Source organism: Stutzerimonas stutzeri, assembly GCF_002890895.1.
GTDB lineage: Bacteria > Pseudomonadota > Gammaproteobacteria > Pseudomonadales > Pseudomonadaceae > Stutzerimonas > Stutzerimonas stutzeri_AB.
The window spans coordinates 77,097-99,106 of record NZ_POUL01000012.1; the positions used below are offsets into that span (position 1 = coordinate 77,097).

The window sequence follows — 22,010 nt, forward strand, 5'->3', positions numbered from 1 at the left end:
TTGTAATCCCACGTTTTCGAGGAGTTCGACGGTGGCCAACAGCCCTTCCGCCAAAAAACGCGCAATTCAGGCTGAGAAGCGTCGCAGCCACAACGCCAGCCTGCGCTCCATGGTTCGTACCTACATCAAGAATGTGGTCAAAGCCATTGATGCAAAAGATCTGGATAAAGCTCGTACTGCTTACACTGCAGCCGTGCCTGTAATCGACCGTATGGCCGACAAGGGCATCATCCACAAGAACAAAGCAGCTCGGCATAAAAGCCGCCTGAACGGCCACATCAAGGCCCTCGGCGAAGCTGCTGCAGCCTAAGCTGTACGCTCTTATGAAAAAACCGGCCTCGAGCCGGTTTTTTTATGCCTGCGATTCAGCCATCACAACAACCAACTGAACCACATACCGCTTACGGCTGAGCCCAAGGCAGTATTGGAATCGCAGTCACCGCGTTCTGCGGGCTTCCTTCGATAACCCGATCGCTGTACACCAGATAGACCAGCGTATTGCGAGCCTCATCGAAAAAGCGGACCACCTGCATTGCCTTGAACACCAAAGACGTTCGCTCCTTGAAGACCACTTCGCCATCTTTGAGCTTCTCGCTCATGCGGATGGGCCCCACCTGCCTGCAAGCGATCGACGCCTCGGCGCGATCCTCAGCCAACCCGAGCCCGCCCTTTATGCCGCCAGTCTTTGCACGCGATAGATAGCAGGTCACACCCTCAACCTTCGGGTCATCAAACGCCTCAACCACAATCTTGTGGTTCGGCCCCAGCCATTTAAAGACCGTGTCGACCTCGCCCACTTCGCGCGCCATACCAACCACTGGCCACATCAACAAAACCACTAACGTTTTTGCCAGGCGCATCGAACCACCTCAGACCAAGATCATATTGTCGCGGTGAATTAGCTCGGGCTCATCGACATAACCGAGCAGCTTTTCGATTTCATCCGACGGACGCCCAAGGATTCGCTGCGTTTCAGCCACGCTGTAGTTGGCCAGACCGCGCGCAACCTCACGACCGTCCAGACCGACACACACGACCATCTCACCACGACGGAAACCACCTTGCGCCGCCCTGACCCCGACCGGCAACAAGCTGCGATTACCCTGCTTCAGCGCATGCACAGCACCGTCATCAAGGACGACCGTACCACGCATCTGCAGATGCCCCGCCAACCACTGCTTTCGCGCGGCATGACGATTACACTCTGGCGCCAACAGTGTGCCGAGCGACTCCCCCGCCTTCAGCCGCGCCAGCACCTGCTCGATTCGACCACCAATGATCACGGTATAGGCACCAGAGCGCGCAGCCAAACGCGCCGCGCGCAGCTTTGTCTGCATGCCGCCCCGCCCGAGCGCACCACCCGTAGCACCCGCCACTGCGTCCAACGCAGGGTCATCGGCGCGCGCTTCACTGATCAAGCTGGCATCAGGATTATTGCGCGGATCAGCATCGAACATGCCGTCGCGGTCAGTAAGGATCACCAGGAGATCCGCTTCGACCAGATTCGCCACCAACGCAGCGAGCGTGTCGTTGTCGCCGAAGCGGATCTCGTCAGTGACAACCGTATCGTTTTCATTGATAACCGGCACCACACCCAGATCAATCAGCGTACGAAGCGTACTGCGAGCATTGAGATAGCGCTTACGGTCCGAGAGATCATCATGGGTTACGAGAACCTGCGCAGTTTGTTGTTCGCAACGCGCAAAACTGGCTTCCCAGGCCCGGATCAACCCCATCTGCCCAACGGCTGCCGCAGCCTGCAGCTCATGGACGGCCTTTGGCCTGGCAGCCCAACCGAGACGACTCATACCGGCAGCGACAGCGCCGGAGGACACCAGAACCAGCTCGACACCCGCCTCGCGCAGCGCGACCATTTGATCAACCCAGACAGCCATAGCCGCCTGATCCAGCCCGCGACCATCAGCCGTCAGCAAGGCGCTGCCAATCTTCACTACCCAGCGCCGCGCACCGCTCACCTTGTCCCGCATCGATCCTGCCTTCCAATCGGTACCTGGCCAAACCACTCGGCGGGCGACAGACGAGCCAGCCCGCAACCATTCGCTAGTGACGCTCGCAACGATGCAAACATGCGCCATCAACGCACGTAGAAGATCTCAGCACCACCTTCATCGTCGTCATCATCATCGAAGTCGTCTTCATCGACCTCATCGACAGATTTCACGCCCGCACGACGCAAGGCGCGCTGATCATCCAGCTCCTGAAGGCGAGCACGCGCCTCGTCCTCGATCTGCCGATCCAGCTCAGCAAGCGCCTCCGCATATGCTGGCTCCTCGGCGATACGCACCAAGCGCTCATCCAGGTAACGCATGATGGCCTGACTTAACGCCTCGGTACCCTCGCGCTCAAGGGCAGAGATGACGAAGACAGGACCGTCCCAGTCAAGGCGCTCGACCACCTGCTGAACACGCTCGTCGCGGTCCTCTTCGAGCAGCTGGTCAGCCTTGTTCAACACCAGCCAACGGTCACGTTGCGCCAGCGCCGGACTGAACTTCTCCAACTCACTGACGATAACTTCAGCCGCATCGGCCGGATCACTTTCATCCAGCGGCGCCATGTCCACCAGATGCAGCAACAGCCGCGTCCGCGCAAGGTGCTTGAGGAACCGAATGCCCAGCCCTGCACCTTCCGAAGCGCCTTCAATCAGACCCGGAATGTCAGCCACCACGAAGCTCTTGTAGCGACCAACGCTCACCACCCCGAGGTTCGGCACTAGCGTGGTGAACGGATAGTCGGCAACCTTCGGCTTGGCAGCCGACACCGAGCGAATGAACGTACTCTTACCAGCGTTCGGCAACCCCAGCAGCCCAACATCCGCCAGTACCTTCAACTCAAGTTTCAGGTCGCGAGCATCACCTGGCTTGCCTGGCGTGGTCTGGCGAGGAGCACGATTGGTGCTGGACTTGAAGCGGGTGTTACCCAGCCCGTGCCAGCCACCCTGAGCGACCAGCAGGCGCTGACCGGCCTTCGTCAGGTCGCCAATGACGTCCTGAGTAGCCGCATCAATTACCGTAGTCCCAACCGGGACTGGCAAGACAAGGTCGTCGCCCTTGGCGCCGGTACATTCGGTACTGCCGCCTTTCTGGCCATTCGGCGCATTGAAGCGACGGGTATAGCGGTAGTCGACAAGGGTATTAAGGTTCTCGTCAGCCTGCAGATAAACGGAGCCACCGTCACCGCCGTCACCCCCGTTGGGGCCGCCTTTTTCGATGAACTTCTCGCGACGGAAGCTCATCATGCCGTTACCGCCGTCGCCAGCCTTTACAAAAATCGATACTTCATCGACGAATTTCATGGGAACGCCTCCCGCCGCCAGGACGGGCTAGAAAACAGGAACATAAGGGTCTTGCAAAACCCAGCGATAATTAGAGCACAGCAGCGTTTTGCAAGAGCCCTACAGAGGATACAGAAACAAAAAAGCCCCGTCGCATGACAGGGCTTTTCCAGCAACGCCGCGATTAGGCCGCGACGACGCTCACGTAGCGACGACCAAACTGGCCCTTCACTTCGAATTTGATCACGCCTTCCACCTTGGCGAACAAGGTGTGATCCTTGCCCATGCCAACGCCGTAACCGGCATGGAACTGGGTGCCGCGCTGACGCACGATGATGTTACCGGCCTTGATGACCTGGCCGCCATACATCTTCACGCCAAGACGTTTGGCTTCTGAGTCGCGACCGTTGCGGGTAGAACCGCCAGCTTTTTTGTGTGCCATGAGTTCAATACTCCTATAAGGGGATTCAGGCCCGATTAGCCCTGAATGCCGGTGATTTTGACCTCAGTGAACCACTGACGGTGGCCCTGACGCTTCATGTGATGCTTACGACGGCGGAATTTGATGATAGTGACCTTGTCATGACGGCCCTGAGCGATCACTTCAGCAGTGACCTTGGCACCATCGACCACCGGAGCGCCGATCTTTACATCATCGCCGTTGCCAATCAGCAGAACGCGGTCAAAAGTGACGGCTTCGCCAGTGGCAACTTCGAGTTTTTCAATCTTGAGGCATTCGCCTTCGGCGACCTTGTATTGCTTGCCGCCAGTAACGATAACTGCGTACATCTGTGTATCTCCGTTGATCCTGCTCACCCAGCGCTTAAGTGAAATAGTTGGAGGCTGGCATGGCTGCTCGGGGCCGGATAGGACGCCCTTGCAATTGCGTAAGGCAGGGAAATGCCCAGGGGGAAAGTTCAGGGTCCGCGATTGTACGCATCCACCTGAGCCTGCGCAATAGCTGCCGGACCTTGCCTTGACACTGCCTGACCCGCCCCATAGCATGCCGCGCAATCTCCGAGGAGTACTCGTCCCCGATGCAACCCCAGGCCTTTTACCAAGTAGTGGCTGAAGATTTCGCCGATGTTGACGGCATCATCCGCAACCAGTTGACGTCCCGCGTACCGCTGGTGGAAAAGATCGGGGATTACATCACCTCGGCCGGCGGCAAGCGCCTGCGTCCTCTGCTGGTCCTGCTCAGCGGCAATGCGCTGGGACTCAAGGGTGAGCAGCTGCGCCTGCTGGCAGCGATCATCGAATTCCTGCATACCTCGACGCTGCTACATGATGACGTCGTCGATATGTCCGGCATGCGCCGCGGTCGCTCAACCGCCAATGCCCTGTGGGGCAATGCGCCCAGTGTACTGGTCGGTGACTTCCTCTATGCGCGTTCTTTCGAAATGATGGTCGAGCTGGGCTCGATGGAAGTCATGCGAATCATCTCGCAGGCTACTCGCGTCATCGCCGAAGGCGAAGTGCTGCAACTGTCCAAGGTGCGCGACGCCAGCACCACCGAAGAAATCTACATGGAAGTCATACGCGGCAAGACCGCCATGCTTTTCGAAGCCTCCACGCACAGCGCCGCCACTCTGGCGGGTGCCAGCGAAGAGCAGCGCGAGGCACTGCGCAGCTTCGGCGACTACCTCGGCATTGCATTCCAACTCGTCGATGACCTGCTCGACTATCAGGGCGATGCCGAAGCGCTGGGCAAGAATGTTGGCGATGATCTTGCCGAAGGCAAGCCGACATTGCCGCTGATCTACACGATGCGCGAAGGCACGCCGGAACAGGCCGCCCTGGTGCGCCAGGCCATTCAGAAAGGCGGCATCGAGGATCTGGAAAGCATTCGCCGTGCGGTAGAAGCAGCCGGCGCACTGGATTATACGGCCCGCCTGGCTCGTGACTATGCTGATCGCGCCATAGCCTGCCTCGAGCTGATCCCTGCCAACAGTTATCGTGATGCCCTGGTCGAGCTGAGCCGTTTCGCAGTCGCACGCACCCACTGAGCACAGAACAGTGGAGGGTGCGAACTGAGCGCTCTTCACCCCTCCCTAAACACCCTACTCTGCGCATCAGCAAATGCCTCAGAGATTCTTAGCGCTTGCATATCTGCAAATAACAATTATTCTCATTAACAGAGATTAATTGGAGGTGCGCATGACTTATCTGATCGATGCCTGGCTGGACCGCCCGCAACCTTACCTGCGGATACTCGACCGCAGCACCGGTGCTGTGTGCATTACCTTAGAGGGAGACGCCCTGGACGAGCTTCGCGACCAGGGCGACTTGGATCTGCAGGAACTGAGCACCAGCGAACCCTGCGTGCTCAAGGAACAGGTGCGAAACCTGTTCCTGTTCTCCTATGCCAGGGCGTTGCGCCCCTAGCGGCAGCGGCTTTAAAGAACAGCCAGCAACTCGACATCGAACACCAGTACGCTGTGTGGCGGGATACTGCCAACGCCTTGCGCACCATAAGCGAGCTCGCTTGGCACATAAAGGCGCCATTTGCTGCCCACGCCCATAAGTTGCAGCGCTTCGGTCCAGCCGGCGATCACGCCACCCACCGGAAACTCGGCCGGCTGGCCACGCTGGTAGGAGCTGTCGAATACCGTGCCGTCAATCAGTGTGCCGTGGTAATGGGTACGCACTTGATCCTCAGCGCTGGGCTTGTTGCCCTCGCCGGCGGTCAGCACTTCGTATTGCAGGCCTGACGGAAGCGTAGTCACTCCGTCACGCTGGCCGTTTTTTGCCAGAAACGCTTTGCCTTCACCGGCAGCGGCTTCGGCCTTTTGCTGAGCCTCGGCTTGCATGCGCTCACGAATGACGGCAAAGCTGGCGTTGAGTGCTTCCGGAGCAACCTGGCTGGCTGCACCCGAAAAGGCGTCTCGAATACCTGCGATCACTGCATCCAGGCTGATCCCCGGCGGCGGGTTCTCGCGCAGCTGATCACCCAGTTGACGGCCGATACCGTAGCTCACGCGCGTTTCGTCGGTTGATAGATTCAGGTCAGTCATGCATCGGCTCCGCCGGAAAAAAGGCCGCACAGCCTAGCACAGCGACTAGCATCGCCCACCCTAGACTGTTCTATAGAACAGCATAGAGGCGCTAGGTAAACGGAATGCTCACCAGGCAGAACGCAGGCTGATCGGCACCCGCAGCGGCTCTCGAACACCCTCGGCCAAGCCGCACATTTCATCGTACGCAGAACTGTGAACCAGAAAGAAAGGGACCGTGGGCATCTCACTGAGGAGATCACGCGCATGCTCAACGGATCGCAGATGAATCACTTTGGCCTGCTCATCACATAGCACATGTGACTTGCCGTGGGCGTGGACACTCAACAAGTAGAAGCCGCCCTCAAGAGACACCAGATCCAGCGCCTCGACATCATGCGCTTGCGCGCCTTCCAGCAATGCCTGCAGATTCATGCGCACCACCCTGTACAAAATTCTACCTTTGTACAATATCAGGGGAGCCAATCACAACCAATCAACCTTTCACGACTTCGGCGCGAAAAAAACCATCAGTGCTTGGTGAGCTTATCCAGATACCCCATGGCGAAAGCTGAAAAGACGAACGTGAGATGGATAATGACGTACCACATCAATTGATCGCTCTCGAGCTGCTGCGCGTCCATGAACATGCGCAACAGGTGAATCGACGAGATTGCCACAATTGAAGCAGCGACCTTCATCTTCAAGGAGCCGGAATCCATTTTTCCGAGCCAGTCGAGCTTTTCCTTGCCCTCGTCCACGTCCAGCTGCGAAACGAAGTTCTCGTAGCCAGAAAGCATCACCATCACCAGCAAACCGCCAACCAGCGCCATATCGATCAGCGAGAGTAGCTTGAGGATCAGATCGCCTTCACTCAGAGAAAGCACGGCAGGAAGGATGTGCCAGATTTCCTGAAAGAATTTAATCGCCAGGGCCAGCAGGGCAAAGGCAAGACCAAAGTAAATAGGCGCCAACAACCAACGGGCGGCGTACATGGTGTTTTCGATCAAGCGTTCCATCTGTTCTCACTGCGCGGGGCGGGGTTCGGCAAGCGAGTATACGCAGCGCGGCGGAGTCTTCAAGACGGTGCTATAGCGGCATGTTTCTGCTGTGGATAAGAATTTGCCAAGACCTTTGCCAGCCCCAATAACCGGGACCGCGCCGGCATCCCTTGGCCGGTGCGCTCAGGATTTAGCGCCCCATCCGCTCAGATAGCGCGACTGGTTGGCGTTGACCTTGCGTAACTCTGCCTGCATGTGCAGTTGCCAGATCGATGGCGATTCCGATTCCGCATAGCCTTGCCCATAGAGATTCTCGGCAATCGCCTTCAGTACCGATTCGGCCTCGCGAGGCCCGCGAAATGGGCCTTGCGCTTTGATTGCAGTAGGCTGCCCAGCATCGATTCCAGCCGCACACAGCAACGTCCACAAACCATTGCCTCCGGACAGGGGCCGGATGATGCATTCGATACGGGTCACCAGACCCAGGCACTCGCGGTTCAAACAGAGTGTTTGCGACATGACGGCGATCCTCGCGCTCGGTTGCGCGCCCTCATCTGGGAGGATAGGGCCGCAAATCCGTTATCCACAGATGCTGTGGATAACCATGTGGATAGAGAGTGGAAACTCTCTTCCATTGCAGACCCGCCGCGTGCCGTATCGTTCCGTCCACTACTCTGCGTTTGAACCGATTACCCTTGCTCGGCCCCTTTTACCTGGGCTGCGGCCAGCACCTCCTCGGGGGACGCTGCATCGCTTCGATGATCGTCTTCCAGTTCGATCTCGGCGATGTCGCGCAAACGCTCCACGACCCGCGCATTGACGCTGCCCTTGGGGAACTGCCCGTCCTTGTCCGCCGCGCCTACCGGCTCACCCACCAACAGCGAAAGCGCTTCATCGACATGACGCACCGCGTAGATATGAAAACGCTCCTGGCGCACGGCTTCCAGCACGCGCTCGTCGAGCATCAGCGTCGTAACGTTGGCGAAAGGAATGATCGCACCCTGGTCTCCGGTCAAACCGCGTGCTTCGCACAAGCGGAAGAAGCCCTCGATCTTTTCGTTCACACCACCGACCGCCTGCACCTCGCCGAACTGGTTGATCGAGCCGGTAATAGCAAAGCATTGCTTTAGCGGCGTGCGCGAAATAGCCGAAATCAGCGCACAGCATTCGCCCAATGACGCACTGTCGCCGTCGACATAACCATAAGACTGCTCAAGCGCGATGCTGGCGGAGATCTCCAGCGGAAACTCCTGGGCATAGCGGCTGCCGAGAAAGCCGGTGAGGATCATCACGCCCTTAGAGTGAATCGGCTGGCCGAGATTGACCTCGCGCTCGATATCGACGATTCCCGAGCCGCCCGGATAGACAGTGGCGGAGATACGCGCCGGCATGCCGAACGCCGAGTCACCCACCTCCAGGACGGTCAGGCCATTGCACTTGCCAATGGCCGCCCCCTCGCTGTCGATCAGTATCACGCCGGCGAGGATGTCTTCGAGAATGCGCGCCGAAACACGCCCGGTACGAGTGGCCTTTGCCTTCAACGCGCGTTCAATATGGCCGACGTCGGTCACCTCATTCTTGGCCAGCTGACGGATGAAATCCGCCTCGCTGACCAGCTGGAACAGATCACCGATCCGGGCCGACAAGCGCCCCTGGTGCTCGGCCAAACGGGCGCTATAGGTTGCCAGACGCGCAACTGCGGCGGCCGTCAACGGCGCCATACCCTCTTCCGAGGTGCGCGTTTTCATCAACTGTGCGAATTGCTCTAGGCTGTCCTCGGCCAGCGGGATTTCTTCATCGAAGTCCACCAGCACGCGAAACATCTCCTGAAAGTCCGGATCCAGATCCTGCAGGGTGTAATAGAGCTGGCGGGAGCCGATGATCACCACTTTGACATTGAGCGGGATCACTTCCGGATTCAACGTCACCGTAGCCAATCGACCCAGCTCGGCCAGCGGCGACTCCATCTTCAGCTTGCGCGACTGCAAGGCACGCTTCAGCGCTTCCCAGACAAAGGGTTCGCTGAGCATCTTTTCCGCTTCGAGCATCAGGAAGCCACCATTGGCACGGTGCAGCGCGCCGGGTCGCAGCTGGCGGTAGCTGGTGTAGAGCGCGCCCTGATCCGTACTGTACTCGATGCGACCAAACAGGTTGTCGTAGGTCGGGTGCGGCTCGAACACCACTGGCGCGCCGCCATCAAGCGGATGGCCGACAACCAGGCTTGGGCTGTACTGTTCTTCAAGCAGTTGCCGGGTCTGAGCATCGGGACGGTTTTCATCCACCAGCTGCTCCACGACGGTTTTCAGCAGATTGACCTGCACGGCCTGCAGGTAAGCCTCAATGCCGGCGTTTTCGCCATACTTCTCCGACAGCGGGGTCAGCAGCGGCTGCAACGCCTGGCTGATGGTTTCATCGTTGAGTTGGCGCAGCTGGTTGCTGGACTCGCGCTTCCATTGCGGCAGGCTGGCAAGCCCCTCGTTCAGGTTGACTTCGAGCGCGGAGATGTCTTCGTGGTAACGCTCGCGCTCCGCTTCCGGCAACTGGGCAAATTCCGCCTCGTCCATCGACTTGCCGTCCTTCATGGGCGTGAAGGCAATGTTGCTGCTGTCCCGATACAGCGCGATTTCTTTTTCGAGGGCCAGCTTTTCGATGACATCCAGCGCCTTGTCGTAGCGCTGGTTGAAGGCGCGGTCGATGGCGCTCTTCTTCTGCTGGAAGCTCGGGTGCTCGAACACAGCCGGGAACGTGGCCATCAGATTGTCGATCAGCTGCCCAATATCGGCGATGAACTCACCCGCACCGCCCTGCGGAAGCTCAACCACGCGAGGCTCGCGAGGCTCGTCGAAGTTGTTCACATAGAGCCAGTCCGACGGTGTATCCAGTCGCTTGCCTTCAGCCTTGAGGTAGCGGCGCACGAACGAGAAGCGTCCGGTCCCCGGCTCGCCCATCACATAGACGTTGTAGCCAGGGCGCGGCATCGCCACCCCGAACTGCAGCGCCTCGACGGCCCGCTCCTGTCCGAGCACGCCAAGAAAAGGCTCCAGCTCATCGGTGGTCTTGAAGGCGAACTGGCTGGGTTCAAAGGGACGGGTCAGCGCATCAGGCGCCAGGCGCAGGCCGGCAGCGACGGTTTCGGGCATTGGAAATCCTTGCAGGAATGGCCTGGTGGCCACGATTGATGCTGCCATTCTGGCGATGCCTCCCGCTGGCCGCAAGGTCCAGCAAGGCGCAGCTCGAAGGTTTGCCGAACGGGGCAAGTTTGCGTTCGGGCAAGGCAACCCCTGCGACACACGAGCCGGCGGCGAAAGCCTCCGCCTTGATTCAGATCAACCTAGCGCCTTCGCGAGTAGCGCCTCATGGAGCGGCCAACGTAGAAAAAGGACTCCGTGATGCGCTCCCCTATCCCCGTCATGATCAGCGGATTGATGCTGATCTCGAACATCGCCCATGCCGACGAACTGCGCGAACGCGCCAACGAAATTTTCAAGCCGATCCCGGCCAAGGTGGCAGAACTCCGCGGGAAAGCCGTCAGTCCGGATCAGGCACAACTCGGTCACAAACTCTGGTTCGACCCCCGCCTGTCGCGCAGCCACGTCATCAGCTGTAATACCTGTCACAACCTCAGCCTAGGTGGCGGCGACAATGTCACCACCTCGATCGGCCATGGCTGGCAGAAAGGGCCACGCAACTCCCCCACCGTTCTTAACGCCGTGTTCAACGCCGCCCAGTTCTGGGATGGACGCGCCGAGGATCTGCAGGCCCAGGCCAAGGGCCCGGTACAGGCCGGAGTGGAGATGAACAACACGCCCGATCGCGTCGTCGCGACCCTGAAGAGCATCCCCGAGTACGCCAGCGAGTTTAAAAAGGCGTTTCCTAGTGACAAGGATCCGGTCAGCTTCGACAACATGGCTTACGCACTGGAAGCGTTCGAAGTCAGCCTGATTACTCCGGACGCCCCGTTCGACCGCTATCTCAAGGGCGATGACCAGGCACTCGACGCCAAGCAGAAGCAGGGCCTGGCGCTGTTCATGGACGCGGGCTGCACCGCTTGCCACAGCGGCGTCAACGTCGGCGGTCAGGGCTACTTTCCGTTTGGCGTGATCAAGAAGCCTGGTGCTGAAATCCTGCCCGCTGGCGACAAGGGCCGCTTTACCGTGACCAACACGGCCACCGATGAATATGTCTTCCGCGCCGCGCCGCTGCGCAACGTAGCGCTAACGCCGCCCTACTTTCACAGCGGTGAGGTCTGGGAGCTGGAGCAGGCAGTGGCAATCATGGGCGACAGCCAGCTAGGTCGCACACTCAAGGAAGACGAGGTCGGCGCCATTGCGGCCTTCCTGCGCAGCCTGACGGGCGAGCAACCTCGGGTTGCCTACCCCGTCCTCCCCCCCAGCTCGGTCGATACGCCAAAGCCGGAGTGACCCTTCTCAGCTCCCGACACCCCCGTCGGGAGCTGAGTTGTTGAAGCCTGCTATATCCGGATCACGATCGATTCTGCTCACGTAACGCGTCGCGAATCTCTGTCAGCAGCTGCTCCTCCTTGCTCGGGGCCGGCGGAGCTGACGGCGCTTCAGCTTCTTTGCGCTTGAGATGGTTGATCGCCCTAACGGCGAGGAAGATCGCAAACGCCACAATGGTGAAGTCGAACACCGTCTGGAGGAAGCGGCCATAGCTCAGGGTAACCGCCGGCGCATCGCCAACGGCCTGCTTGAGCACGATAGCCAAGTTCGAGAAATCCACGCCCCCAATCAGCATGCCCAGCGGCGGGGTAACCACGTCAGCAACGAACGACGAGACAATCTTGGTGAAAGCGGCGCCGATGATGATGCCGACTGCCATATCGATCACATTACCTCTGACTGCAAAGGCTTTGAATTCACTGAGCATGCCCATTTGCCTGTTCCTCTGATGCTGATAGGGAGTGGTCGACGCGACCGCCGTGCCGCTTCGACCATCGGCAGCATAGGTTGGGTTCAATACTCAGGCCAGACAGCCCGTGCGACAGACGGGTTTAACGCAGTCGGTTTGGCTTGATCGCCGTCAAAAAGAATTGCGAAAGGCGGGGCTAAGGTACAGCTCCTCATATCCACCCGGAGCGGCACCATGCACGTTGAACACCATCCCCTGATGAAGGACTTCCCGGAAAAGCTCGAGCAGCTTCATCAGCTGCGTCAGCAGGATCCAAAGTTCGCCCGCAAGGCTGAAACCTACGAGGCGCTGGACAAGCAGATCTGTCGCGTGGAAGACGGCGTCGAACTGCTCGATGACGAAGCGCTAAACGCGCTGAAAATTGAACGTGTTTCCCTCAAGGATGACATCGCTCGCGACCTCAAACGCGCCAGCGGTAGCTGCTGCGGTGGCTGCTGCGGCTGATCTGCTTCAAGCCGCGTCCCGTGTCCATACGCCAGCCATGTGGCGTATGGATGGCGGAAGTTCCACTCTCTGCCCTGCCCTCTACCGTCTTTTGGCGGCTATCGCTAAACGTCCGACTCGCCAGCCTGCCCACTCCGAGCAAAACGTTTTTAAGCTCATCCCTGCAACAATCCACCGAACCTGAAGCCGGACCCCACCCAGACAAAGGCTACCGCCGTCAGCGTGATCAGGACGATATGCACGCCCAGCTGGGGCAAGCGCTGGGCATCAAGTTTCGGGATTATCGCTAACCGGGCATGTACACCCAGCACCGCCGTAAAACCCAGAAGCACCAGCTTGGCCTGGACCAGATGAGCGATGGACGTACCACCTAACCACTGCGCGTGCGGCAGCCACTGCCCGGCCAGCCATATGCCAGTCGCTATCTGCAGCAGCAAGGCCGGTATCCCGACCCGTTCGTAGAGCTGTTCAAAGGCACGCACGGGCTGCACGTCACGGCAGCGCAAGGCGCCCGGCAGCACACTGAACAGCAGCACCAGATGGCCGCCCACCCAGACGCTGGCACCTAGCAAGTGCAGAAACAACAAATGGCGCATGGATTCACTCCTGTTCGATTTGTTTACAGTCTGGCGGCTGATGTGGCGCTTGTGGCTGATGGCGATCAAGTCAGCCGCTATCATGCGGCTCCACTCATCCGACGCGGAGTTCCCATGGCCAAGGCTAAGCGCATGTATGGCTGCACCGAATGCGGCTCAACCTTTCCCAAATGGGCCGGCCAGTGCGGTGACTGCGGCGCCTGGAACACCCTGGTGGAGACCATTATCGATGGCGCCGCGCCCCCGTCCGGGCGGGCCGGCTGGGCTGGCGATCAGGCCAACATCAAAACCCTCGCTGAAGTCAGCGTTGAGCAAGTGCCGCGATTTTCCACTGCGTCCGGCGAGCTGGACCGCGTGCTCGGCGGCGGTCTGGTCGATGGCTCGGTAGTGCTGATCGGCGGCGATCCCGGGATCGGCAAGTCGACCATCCTTCTACAGACCCTGTGCAACGTCGCCCGCCAGTTTCCTGCGCTCTACGTGACCGGCGAAGAATCTCAGCAGCAGGTCGCCATGCGTGCCCGACGTCTGGATCTGCCGCAGGACAAGCTCAAGGTAATGACTGAAACCTGCATCGAAACCATCATCGCCACCGCTCGGCTGGAAAAGCCCAAGGTCATGGTGATCGACTCGATCCAGACCATCTTCACCGAGCAACTGCAGTCCGCCCCCGGCGGGGTCGCCCAGGTTCGCGAGAGCGCCGCGCTGCTGGTGCGCTTTGCCAAGCAGAGCGGCACGGCGATCTTTCTCGTTGGCCACGTGACCAAGGAAGGCGCACTGGCGGGGCCGAGGGTGCTCGAGCACATGGTCGACACGGTGCTTTATTTCGAGGGTGAATCGGATGGGCGCCTGCGCCTGCTGAGAGCGGTGAAGAACCGCTTCGGCGCGATCAACGAGCTGGGCGTGTTCGGCATGACCGACAAAGGGCTCAAGGAAGTGACCAACCCCTCCGCGATCTTCCTCACCCGCGCCCAGGAAGCCGTGCCAGGCAGTGTGGTGATGGCAACCTGGGAAGGCACCCGACCCATGCTGGTGGAAGTGCAGGCGCTGGTGGACACCAGTCACATGGCCAACCCGCGCCGCGTCACGCTCGGCCTGGATCAGAACCGCCTGGCCATGCTGCTGGCCGTCCTGCATCGCCACGGCGGCATTCCGACTTACGATCAGGACGTGTTCATCAACGTGGTAGGCGGCGTAAAGGTGCTGGAGACGGCCTCAGACCTGGCGCTGATGGCGGCAGTGATTTCCAGCTTGCGCAACCGACCGCTGGACACCGATCTGCTGGTGTTTGGCGAGGTCGGTCTGTCCGGCGAGATCCGGCCAGTGCCGAGCGGGCAGGAGCGGTTGAAGGAAGCCGCCAAGCATGGGTTCAAGCGCGCCATCGTACCGAAGGGCAACGCGCCCAAGGAGGCGCCCGCCGGGCTACAGGTGATCGCCGTGACGCGCCTCGAACAGGCGCTGGACGCGCTGTTCGAGTGATCGCGGTTTTACCGGGGCTCGCCGAGTGCTGCCAGCTCACGCTCGAGCAGCGCTTCGTCGCCGAGGTTAAGCTCGACCAGCCGCCGCAGATGGCTGATGGAGTCCACATCGATGTGCCGACAGACTATACCGACCAAGTCACCATCGCCGCGGGTCATCTCGACCTGCATGCGCACTTCGGCGTCATCCGAAAGCCGGATGCGCGCTTCGAACGGCTGAGCGGGATCGGCGTCCCACTCAGCTGGGCGGTGAACCAGCAGCCCCTTAAGCGAGAGATCGTGTAGCTGGACCGGCCAGCAACGCTCGCCTTGCCTCAGCTCCGTTTCGGCGTCGAATTCGAAGCGCTGAAAGCGCCGGCGGTCACTGTTTGTCTCGGTCATCGTATCCACTCCCCTCGGACTTCTTGTTCAACTATAGGCGACGTCAACGTCGGCCCGCTCAGAGCCAGCGCCGTACGCGCCGACGGTATATTCGGTAATCGTCGCCGAACAACCGCAGCAGCAAATGCTCTTCATGAATGATCACGGTGCGCTGCATGCACACAATCAACAAAGGCAGCAGCAGCCAGGGCCAGACACTGTTCAGCAACAACCCGACACCGCAATAGACAAAGGTGTCAGCCAGATAGATCGGGTTGCGCGAGAAACGAAACGGCCCGCTCTGCAACAAACTGCTCGGCTTGCCATAGGGGTTGATGGTGGTGCGATAGCGAAACATTTCCAGCGCTGACCAGAGCATCAGTGCGATGCCGACGGCTACCACCACCCAGCCCGCATAGAACGTCAACTCGTATTCAGGCAGATCGAGAGGCACCGCTCTCGACAGCCCCCATGCACACCCCATGAAAGCCAGGTAGACCAAGGGCGGTGGCGGAATCAATCTGGCAGAGGCATGGCTCATGGCGCGTCCCGGTGTATTGGATAAACCTATCCTACAGAAGCCGGCAGTTAACACCGCCAGCTTTTAGTTGGACTTCCCAAGAAACCTAAACAAGCGCGTAAGTTAATGCTGCCCTGGTAGCCAGCCATGCACCATGGCGTGTTTCATCAGGTCCGCCGGTCGATCGATATCCAGCTTGCGGCGAATGCTCAGTCGATGGGTTTCCACCGTCCGTACGCTGATCTGAAGTTCGCGCGCCATGGTTTTGTTGTTGTGCCCTTGTGCCAGCATCAACAGCACTTCGCGCTCACGCGGGGTGAGTTCGCGCTCCTCGGCACTGCGACTGGCCAGCTTTTCAGCGATGCCCTCGCTGTAGTAGGTGCCCCCCGCAGCAATCGCCTGAATCGCGACGATGATTTCCCGTGACGGCGCGTCTTTCAGCACATAGCCGCTGGCGCCAACCTTGACCGAGGTGTTCACGTATTCCTGATTGTCGTACATGCTCAGAATCAGCACCCGCACGTCCGGAAACTGCTGGCGCAGCGATTGGGTCAGCTCGAGACCGTTTACATCCTTTAGGCCAATGTCCATCAGCACCACATCGGCCGTGGCGCGACTCAGCAGCTCAATGGCCTCGGCGCCGCTGCCAGCCTCACCGACCACATCCAGTTCGGGCACGGCCATCAGCAAGGCGCGGATGCCGTCCCGAACCAGGGCATGGTCGTCGATCAGAGCCACCTTGATACAGGCTTGCGGGTTCATCGAGCGGGCCTCTTGTATTGAAATTCGATATTCAGCCGGCCCGTGCCGGCAAGGTGACATCCAGTTCCGTGCCGCCGGACTCAGACAACAGGCTGAAACGTCCACCGAAGTGCTCCACCCGTTCGCGGATGTTACGCAAACCGATGCCGCCTCCCTTGATGCTGTCGAGATGGCGCGGGTTGAAGCCGACGCCATCGTCCCGCACCCGCAAGCGTACCGACGCATCATCGCCGTCCAGACTGATGTGCACTGACTGCGCGGCGGCGTGTCGCTCGATGTTGGCCAGCGCTTCCTGCAACACGCGGAACAGCGCAACAGCCACCGAATCGTCAGGATCGCTCTCACCGAGGCCGTTGCTGTATAGCATTTTCAGGCTGCTGCGCTGTTCGAACTCTGCCACAAGCTGGCCAACCGCTGCCGACAAGCCCAAGGTGTCGAGCAGCGACGGATGCAGATCATGGGAGATGCGCCGCACCTCGCCAATCGCCCCGGCCAGCCGCTCGGTGCCGCGATCCAGCGTTGCCTGCGCATTGGGATTTCCGCTGGCGAGTTCATGACTGGCCAGTTCGAACTGAAACTTGATCGACACCAGCAGCTGACTGATGCCGTCATGCAACTCTCGGGAAACGCGTGAACGTTCTTCTTCCTGCAAGCTGACGATGCGCTGGGTCAGCAACTGCAGCTTGCGGTCGGCCAGGCGCCGCTCGCTGACGTTGAGCGTCAGGCCGCTGGCGAAGACCAGCAACACCGCGACGAGCGCGACGCCGGCGATGGCCAGCATGGTGGTGTAGATACCGCTGGCGACCTCTCCGCGCACCTGCAGGATCGCCTGATCCACATCCTCAAGATAAATGCCGGTCCCCAGCATCCAGCCCCAGCGCTCCAGCATCACCACATAGGCCAGCTTCGCGGCGAACTGTCCGGTCGAGGGTTTTTGCCAGGCGTAGCGTTGGAATCCCGTGCCCGTCTCGGCGCTCTGCATGAGCGCCTGGATCACCTTGAGACCGTTAGGGTCGGTCATATTCCAGAGATCCTTGCCGACCAGCTCCTGCTGGCGCGGGTGCATCAAGTTGCGTCCGCTGCGGTCGTAGACGAAGAAATAGCCATCGCTGCCGAAACTGAAGCGTCCCAGCGCGGCCAGCACCTTCTGTTTGGTCTCTTCATCATCCAGCTTGCTGTCGTAGAGCGGCGCAATGGTGCTCAAGGCCATTTCGACGTAGTTCTTCAGCTCGGCCTGCTTGCTCGCCAGGATGCTGCTCTCGATCAGCTTCGCCTGCTGCTCGCCGAGACGCTGGTTCTGGAACAGCACCAGTGCGCAGACCACCGCCACGGCCAGGAGCAGTGGCAGGATGCTGAGCGCGGCGATTTTGTGCTTGAGCTGCATCGACCCTCTCCGATGACCTGAACCTGGGCGAAACGTAGCGAAACTTAACCCAGACGGTAGGCCAGGCACAGTACCAGATGGCACTTGGCCTTGACGCTCGGTAACTCGGCCCTTTCTCGCTGAAACGAAAAAGCCCGGCAAAGGCCGGGCTTTCGATACCGCATGAAGCGTCTTACTTACCGTAAACCGGGAACTTGGCGCAGACCGCTTCGACCTTGCCACGCACTGCTTCGATAACCGACTCGTCGCCCATCTTGTCGAGGATGTCGCAGATCCAGCCTGCCAGGTCACGGCACTCGGTCTCGCCGAAGCCACGGGTGGTCACGGCCGGGGTACCAATGCGCAGTCCGGACGTCACGAACGGCGAACGCGGGTCGTTCGGCACGCTGTTCTTGTTCACGGTGATGTGCGCGTTGCCCAGCGCGGCATCGGCGTCCTTACCCGTGATGTCCTGCTTGATCAGGCTGAGCAGGAACAGATGGTTCTGGGTGCCACCGGACACCACGTCGAAGCCGCGCTGAATGAACACCTCGGCCATGGCCTGGGCATTCTTTACCACCTGCTGCTGGTAGGCCTTGAATTCAGGCTGCAGCGCTTCCTTGAAGCACACTGCCTTGGCCGCGATGACGTGCTCCAGCGGGCCGCCCTGGGCGCCAGGGAATACAGCAGAGTTCAACTTCTTCTCGATCTCGGCATTGGCGCGGGCCAGGATCAGGCCACCGCGCGGGCCGCGCAGGGTTTTGTGAGTGGTAGTGGTAACGACGTCGGCGAACGGCACCGGGTTCGGATAGACACCAGCGGCAACCAGACCGGCCACGTGGGCCATGTCGACGAACAGGTAGGCGCCTACCTTGTCGGCGATTTCGCGGAAGCGAGCAAAATCCAGCTTCTGCGAATAGGCAGAGAAACCGGCGACGACCATCTTTGGCTTGTGCTCGAGGGCCAGGCGCTCGACTTCGTCGTAGTCAATCAGGCCCTGGTCGTTGATGCCGTACTGCACGGCGTTGTACAGCTTGCCAGAGGACGACACGCTGGCGCCGTGGGTCAGGTGACCGCCGTGGGCCAGGCTCATGCCGAGAATGGTGTCACCGGCGCTCAGCAGGGCCAGATAGACGGCGCTGTTGGCTTGCGAACCGGCATGCGGCTGGACGTTGGCGTAATCGGCGCCAAACAGCTCTTTGGCGCGGTCGATGGCCAGCTGTTCGACCACGTCGACGTACTCGCACCCACCGTAGTAGCGCTTGCCCGGATAGCCTTCGGCGTACTTGTTGGTCAGCACCGAACCCTGGGCTTCCATCACCGCCGGGCTGGTGTAGTTCTCCGAGGCGATCAGCTCGATGTGGTCTTCCTGACGCTTGGCTTCCTGCTCCATGGCAGCGAAGAGATCGGCGTCGAAACGGGCGAGGGTCAAATCACGGCTGAACATGGCAGTCCTCTGAGAATCAGCTGGCGGTAATAAAGAGGCGCGGATTCTACCCTATCCACCGAGGTGCGGGTATGAGCCGTGGTCATCTGCAACATGAGACAAGCTGCAAGCAAATCGAAGTTGCGGCTCGCCGCACCGCTACAACACGGGCCTTGGTTCGAGCTGACCACAGGCAGCCTGCAGCCGGCAGTTTGAAACCGATTCTTTCAACATCGCCGCTGAAACTGGCCGCCCCAGATAGAAACCCTGCACTTCGTCACAGCCATGGTCGCGAAGAAAATCCAGCTGGGCCTGATTTTCGACGCCCTCGGCAATCACCGACAACCCGAGACTGTGCGCCATGGCAATGATCGCTCGGGCTATCTGCCCGTCCTGCTCGCCTTCGGGAAGGCCATCAACGAAGCTGCGGTCGATTTTCAGCACATCGATGGGAAATTGCTTGAGGTAATTCAATGAAGAGTAACCCGTGCCGAAATCGTCAATGGCAATCGATGGACCGAGCTGCTTGAGCGCATCGAGCATCCGCAGCGCGCCGCCGACATCCTGCATCAGTATGCTTTCGGTCAGCTCCAGCTCCAGTCGGCTCGGTTCAATTCCGCTGGCCGCGAGGATTCCGGCGATGCGCTGGCCCAGCTGCCCATCGGCAAACTGGCGGGCCGAAAGGTTCACCGACACCTTTGGCACCACCACGCCCTGCCGCTCCCAGCTGCCGATCTGCCGACAGGCTTCGTCGATGACCCAGTCACCTACCTCGACAATCAGCCCCAGCTCTTCCAGCGCAGGGATGAACTCACCGGGCGGCACCAGCCCTCGGGATGGGTGCTGCCAGCGCAGCAACGCTTCGACGCCAGTCAGCGTGTGGCCGTCGGCAAGGTACTGTGGCTGGTAGTGCAGCACGAACTGTTGCTGTTCGAGGGCGTGGCGCAGATCGCTTTCCAGCTCCAGACGTTCCAGTGCGCTGGCATTCATCTCGGCCTGGTAAAACTGGAAGTTGTTTTTGCCTCGTTCTTTGGCGTGGTACATCGCGGTATCGGCATTCTTCATCAGCTGACTGATGTCGTTGCCGTCCTGTGGGCTCAGGGCGATGCCAATACTCGCAGTGACAAAGAACTCGCGGCCAGAGAGCACGAAGGGGTCGGCAAGACTGGCCAGGATTCGTTCAGCCACGTGAATGGCCCTGCTCAGTGCTTCATCGCGATCTCCGCCAGGGTGCAGCAGAAAAGTGAACTCATCGCCGCCCATGCGCGCCACGGTATCGTCTTCATCCACACAAGAGGCCAGACGGACCGCGACATCCTTGAGCATGCGGTCACCGGCGGCATGGCCGAGCGAGTCGTTGATCGGCTTGAAGCGATCCAGATCGAGAAACATCAGCACGACCCAGCCACGGCGACGGGCGGCCAATTGAAGGCTGCTGTGCAAACGGTCCTGAAACAGGGTGCGATTGGGCAACTGAGTCAGCCCGTCGTAATAGGCAAGGCGGTGGATCCGCTTTTCGCTGGCTTTACGCTCACTCATGTCGCTGAAAAAACAGACATAGCTGACCAGCTCATTCTCATCATCGCGAACGGCGGTAATGCCAATCCAGCACGGGTAAGTCTCGCCACCCTTGCGCTTGAGCCAGAACTCCCCTTCCCAGCTACCGGTCTGGAGGACCTGGCTGTGCACGTAATCCATCTGGTTGGCCTGCTGCCTATCGGCGCTGAGCACCATTGGCAGCTCGCCTTTTACCTCGTCGCCGCTGAAGCCGGTGATCCGGACGAACGCCGCATTGACCTGAGCGATCTTGCCCGCGGGGTCGGTGACGACGATGGCCGCGGTGGAATGGTCGAATACGGTTGCGGCGCGGCGCAATGCCGTATCGGCCTGACGCTGTTCGCTGACATCCCGGCCGATGCACAGGGTCCCATCGAACCGGTTGCTCTCGTCGGAAATCAGCATGATCCGCAGTTCGATTGCAACGGGCCGGCCATCAGCCGCGAGGCAATCGAAATACAGCGTTTGCGTCTGTAAATCCTGCCCCAGCTTGGCCAGTTCAGCCGGGCTGGCCGACGCATCGCGCACCCGCCGCATCAGATCATAGAAGCGCGCCGCCTGACGCGGCTTGGTCACTACCCGCGCCAGCCCATGACGTGCCGCCCACTCCGGGCTGTAGCCAAGCACGGTCTGGATTGAAGGGCTGATGTAATCAATGCGCAGCGAACTGTCGGTGGTGAAGATCACATCGCGCAGGCTGCCAGCGAGCATCCGGTAGCGGCGCTCGCTGTCACGCAGCGAGTGGCTGTGGTCCATGTTCGCGGTAACGTCTCGTGCCACGCCGATCAAGCGTCGCACCCGCCCCTGGTCATCACGGGTCAGGACCTGTTCCGTCACATTGAACCAATGCCATTTGCCGTCACGGTGGCGCCAGCGCAACAACGACTCCTGAGCCACGCCGTCAATCATCGAACCGCGCAGGGCCAGCAGCCTCCAGATATATTCTTGATCGTCTGGGTGGCTGATGCGCTGCCAGAACAGATCGCTGTCCTCGCCGCGTTCCTCTTCGCTGTAGCCCAGTCGCGCGGCCAGATTGCTGTTGCTGAAGAGCAACTTGCCGGCCTCCAGATCCTGCACGTAAAGCGTGTCGGGTACCGCGCGCAGCACCTCTGACCAGAAGCGCTCACGCTCAACCAGCGCGGCCTGCGCCGCCCGCTCACGGGTGATATCACGCATGACCCAGACAAAGCCGGACGGCTCCACCTCACCCGCCAGCCGCAAAGCCCGACGCGTGATCGAAAAGAGATGGCTTTCGCCCTCTTGGAGCAGTCGCACCGCCTCAAGGCACAGGT

Annotated in this window: 23 protein-coding genes and 1 pseudogene; 6 read left to right on the forward strand and 18 right to left on the reverse strand. The window is 60.1% G+C overall.

All coding sequences use genetic code 11. From position 1 onward, the window contains the following. Positions 1 to 31: 31 nt before the first annotated feature. The gene (gene rpsT, locus CXK96_RS18470; RefSeq protein WP_003281567.1) at positions 32 to 310 is read left to right on the forward strand and encodes a 30S ribosomal protein S20; all 279 of its coding nucleotides are present in this window, start codon (positions 32 to 34) and stop codon (positions 308 to 310) included. 91 nt (positions 311 to 401) lie between these two features. Here rpsT and CXK96_RS18475 read toward each other — a convergent pair whose 3' ends face one another. The 5 genes from CXK96_RS18475 to rplU all read right to left on the reverse strand — a co-directional run bounded on the left by CXK96_RS18475 (position 402) and on the right by rplU (position 4,081). Continuing rightward, positions 402 to 860: a CreA family protein gene (locus tag CXK96_RS18475; protein WP_102837897.1), complete on the reverse strand. Its 459-nt coding sequence runs from the start codon at positions 858 to 860 to the stop codon at positions 402 to 404. A 9-nt stretch (positions 861 to 869) separates the two neighbouring features. Then, the gene (proB, locus tag CXK96_RS18480) at positions 870 to 1,988 is read right to left on the reverse strand and encodes a glutamate 5-kinase (RefSeq protein ID WP_102837898.1); all 1,119 of its coding nucleotides are present in this window, start codon (positions 1,986 to 1,988) and stop codon (positions 870 to 872) included. 107 nt (positions 1,989 to 2,095) lie between these two features. Continuing rightward, positions 2,096 to 3,313 carry an Obg family GTPase CgtA gene (cgtA, locus tag CXK96_RS18485; RefSeq protein WP_102837899.1) on the reverse strand — a complete coding sequence of 406 codons (1,218 nt, stop codon included), beginning with the start codon at positions 3,311 to 3,313 and terminating at the stop codon, positions 2,096 to 2,098. 163 nt (positions 3,314 to 3,476) lie between these two features. Next, positions 3,477 to 3,734, reverse strand: coding sequence for a 50S ribosomal protein L27 (gene rpmA, locus CXK96_RS18490; RefSeq protein ID WP_019339713.1), 258 nt, complete (start codon positions 3,732 to 3,734; stop codon positions 3,477 to 3,479). Positions 3,735 to 3,769: 35 nt separating this feature from the next. Next, entirely contained in the window at positions 3,770 to 4,081 is a 312-nt protein-coding gene (rplU, locus tag CXK96_RS18495; RefSeq protein WP_102837900.1) for a 50S ribosomal protein L21, read from the reverse strand. A gap of 248 nt (positions 4,082 to 4,329) precedes the next feature. Here rplU and CXK96_RS18500 point away from each other — a divergent pair, with 248 nt between their 5' ends. Beyond that, entirely contained in the window at positions 4,330 to 5,298 is a 969-nt protein-coding gene (locus CXK96_RS18500; RefSeq protein WP_102837901.1) for a polyprenyl synthetase family protein, read from the forward strand. A gap of 151 nt (positions 5,299 to 5,449) precedes the next feature. Beyond that, entirely contained in the window at positions 5,450 to 5,677 is a 228-nt protein-coding gene (locus tag CXK96_RS18505; RefSeq protein WP_102837902.1) for a hypothetical protein, read from the forward strand. Positions 5,678 to 5,688: 11 nt separating this feature from the next. Here the strand turns inward: CXK96_RS18505 and CXK96_RS18510 are convergent, their stop codons facing one another. The 5 genes from CXK96_RS18510 to CXK96_RS18530 form a co-directional block, all read right to left on the reverse strand. Then, positions 5,689 to 6,306, reverse strand: coding sequence for an FKBP-type peptidyl-prolyl cis-trans isomerase (locus tag CXK96_RS18510; protein ID WP_102837903.1), 618 nt, complete (start codon positions 6,304 to 6,306; stop codon positions 5,689 to 5,691). Positions 6,307 to 6,414: 108 nt separating this feature from the next. Next, on the reverse strand, positions 6,415 to 6,720 hold the full coding sequence (locus CXK96_RS18515) for a DUF6482 family protein (RefSeq protein WP_102837904.1): 306 nt from the start codon (positions 6,718 to 6,720) through the stop codon (positions 6,415 to 6,417). A 95-nt stretch (positions 6,721 to 6,815) separates the two neighbouring features. After that, the gene (locus CXK96_RS18520; RefSeq protein ID WP_102837905.1) at positions 6,816 to 7,304 is read right to left on the reverse strand and encodes a TIGR00645 family protein; all 489 of its coding nucleotides are present in this window, start codon (positions 7,302 to 7,304) and stop codon (positions 6,816 to 6,818) included. Positions 7,305 to 7,469: 165 nt separating this feature from the next. Further along, positions 7,470 to 7,805, reverse strand: a complete 336-nt coding sequence (locus CXK96_RS18525) for a hypothetical protein (RefSeq protein ID WP_102837906.1) — start codon at positions 7,803 to 7,805, stop codon at positions 7,470 to 7,472. A 170-nt stretch (positions 7,806 to 7,975) separates the two neighbouring features. After that, positions 7,976 to 10,426 (reverse strand): Lon protease family protein, encoded by a 2,451-nt coding sequence (locus tag CXK96_RS18530; RefSeq protein WP_102837907.1) that lies wholly within the window; start codon positions 10,424 to 10,426, stop codon positions 7,976 to 7,978. A gap of 249 nt (positions 10,427 to 10,675) precedes the next feature. Between CXK96_RS18530 and CXK96_RS18535 the strand changes: the two genes are divergently transcribed. Further along, entirely contained in the window at positions 10,676 to 11,707 is a 1,032-nt protein-coding gene (locus CXK96_RS18535) for a cytochrome-c peroxidase (protein WP_102837908.1), read from the forward strand. A gap of 61 nt (positions 11,708 to 11,768) precedes the next feature. Here CXK96_RS18535 and mscL read toward each other — a convergent pair whose 3' ends face one another. Then, positions 11,769 to 12,179 carry a large-conductance mechanosensitive channel protein MscL gene (gene mscL, locus CXK96_RS18540; protein ID WP_102837909.1) on the reverse strand — a complete coding sequence of 137 codons (411 nt, stop codon included), beginning with the start codon at positions 12,177 to 12,179 and terminating at the stop codon, positions 11,769 to 11,771. A 210-nt stretch (positions 12,180 to 12,389) separates the two neighbouring features. Between mscL and CXK96_RS18545 the strand changes: the two genes are divergently transcribed. Next, positions 12,390 to 12,659 (forward strand): YdcH family protein, encoded by a 270-nt coding sequence (locus CXK96_RS18545; RefSeq protein ID WP_102837910.1) that lies wholly within the window; start codon positions 12,390 to 12,392, stop codon positions 12,657 to 12,659. Between the two features lie 155 nt (positions 12,660 to 12,814). Here CXK96_RS18545 and CXK96_RS18550 read toward each other — a convergent pair whose 3' ends face one another. Then, positions 12,815 to 13,255 (reverse strand): CopD family protein, encoded by a 441-nt coding sequence (locus CXK96_RS18550; RefSeq protein WP_102837911.1) that lies wholly within the window; start codon positions 13,253 to 13,255, stop codon positions 12,815 to 12,817. A gap of 114 nt (positions 13,256 to 13,369) precedes the next feature. On the opposite strand from CXK96_RS18550, the gene radA reads away from it, so the two are divergent. After that, positions 13,370 to 14,731 carry a DNA repair protein RadA gene (gene radA / locus CXK96_RS18555; RefSeq protein ID WP_102837950.1) on the forward strand — a complete coding sequence of 454 codons (1,362 nt, stop codon included), beginning with the start codon at positions 13,370 to 13,372 and terminating at the stop codon, positions 14,729 to 14,731. A gap of 8 nt (positions 14,732 to 14,739) precedes the next feature. On the opposite strand, the gene CXK96_RS18560 is transcribed toward radA, so the two are convergent. From CXK96_RS18560 to CXK96_RS18585, 6 genes and pseudogenes are all read right to left on the reverse strand, one after another. Beyond that, the gene (locus CXK96_RS18560; protein WP_102837912.1) at positions 14,740 to 15,111 is read right to left on the reverse strand and encodes a PilZ domain-containing protein; all 372 of its coding nucleotides are present in this window, start codon (positions 15,109 to 15,111) and stop codon (positions 14,740 to 14,742) included. Between the two features lie 58 nt (positions 15,112 to 15,169). Continuing rightward, positions 15,170 to 15,631: a methyltransferase family protein gene (locus CXK96_RS18565; RefSeq protein WP_102837913.1), complete on the reverse strand. Its 462-nt coding sequence runs from the start codon at positions 15,629 to 15,631 to the stop codon at positions 15,170 to 15,172. Positions 15,632 to 15,733: 102 nt separating this feature from the next. Beyond that, a complete protein-coding gene (locus CXK96_RS18570) occupies positions 15,734 to 16,372 on the reverse strand; it encodes a response regulator (RefSeq protein ID WP_102837914.1) in 639 nt (212 codons plus the stop codon). 31 nt (positions 16,373 to 16,403) lie between these two features. Continuing rightward, a complete protein-coding gene (locus CXK96_RS18575) occupies positions 16,404 to 17,756 on the reverse strand; it encodes a cache domain-containing protein (protein ID WP_102837915.1) in 1,353 nt (450 codons plus the stop codon). A 172-nt stretch (positions 17,757 to 17,928) separates the two neighbouring features. Further along, the gene (gene glyA / locus CXK96_RS18580) at positions 17,929 to 19,182 is read right to left on the reverse strand and encodes a serine hydroxymethyltransferase (RefSeq protein ID WP_102837916.1); all 1,254 of its coding nucleotides are present in this window, start codon (positions 19,180 to 19,182) and stop codon (positions 17,929 to 17,931) included. A gap of 138 nt (positions 19,183 to 19,320) precedes the next feature. Further along, positions 19,321 to 21,975: pseudogene (locus CXK96_RS18585) on the reverse strand (sensor domain-containing protein); the annotation flags it as partial. Between the last annotated feature and the right edge of the window lie 35 nt (positions 21,976 to 22,010).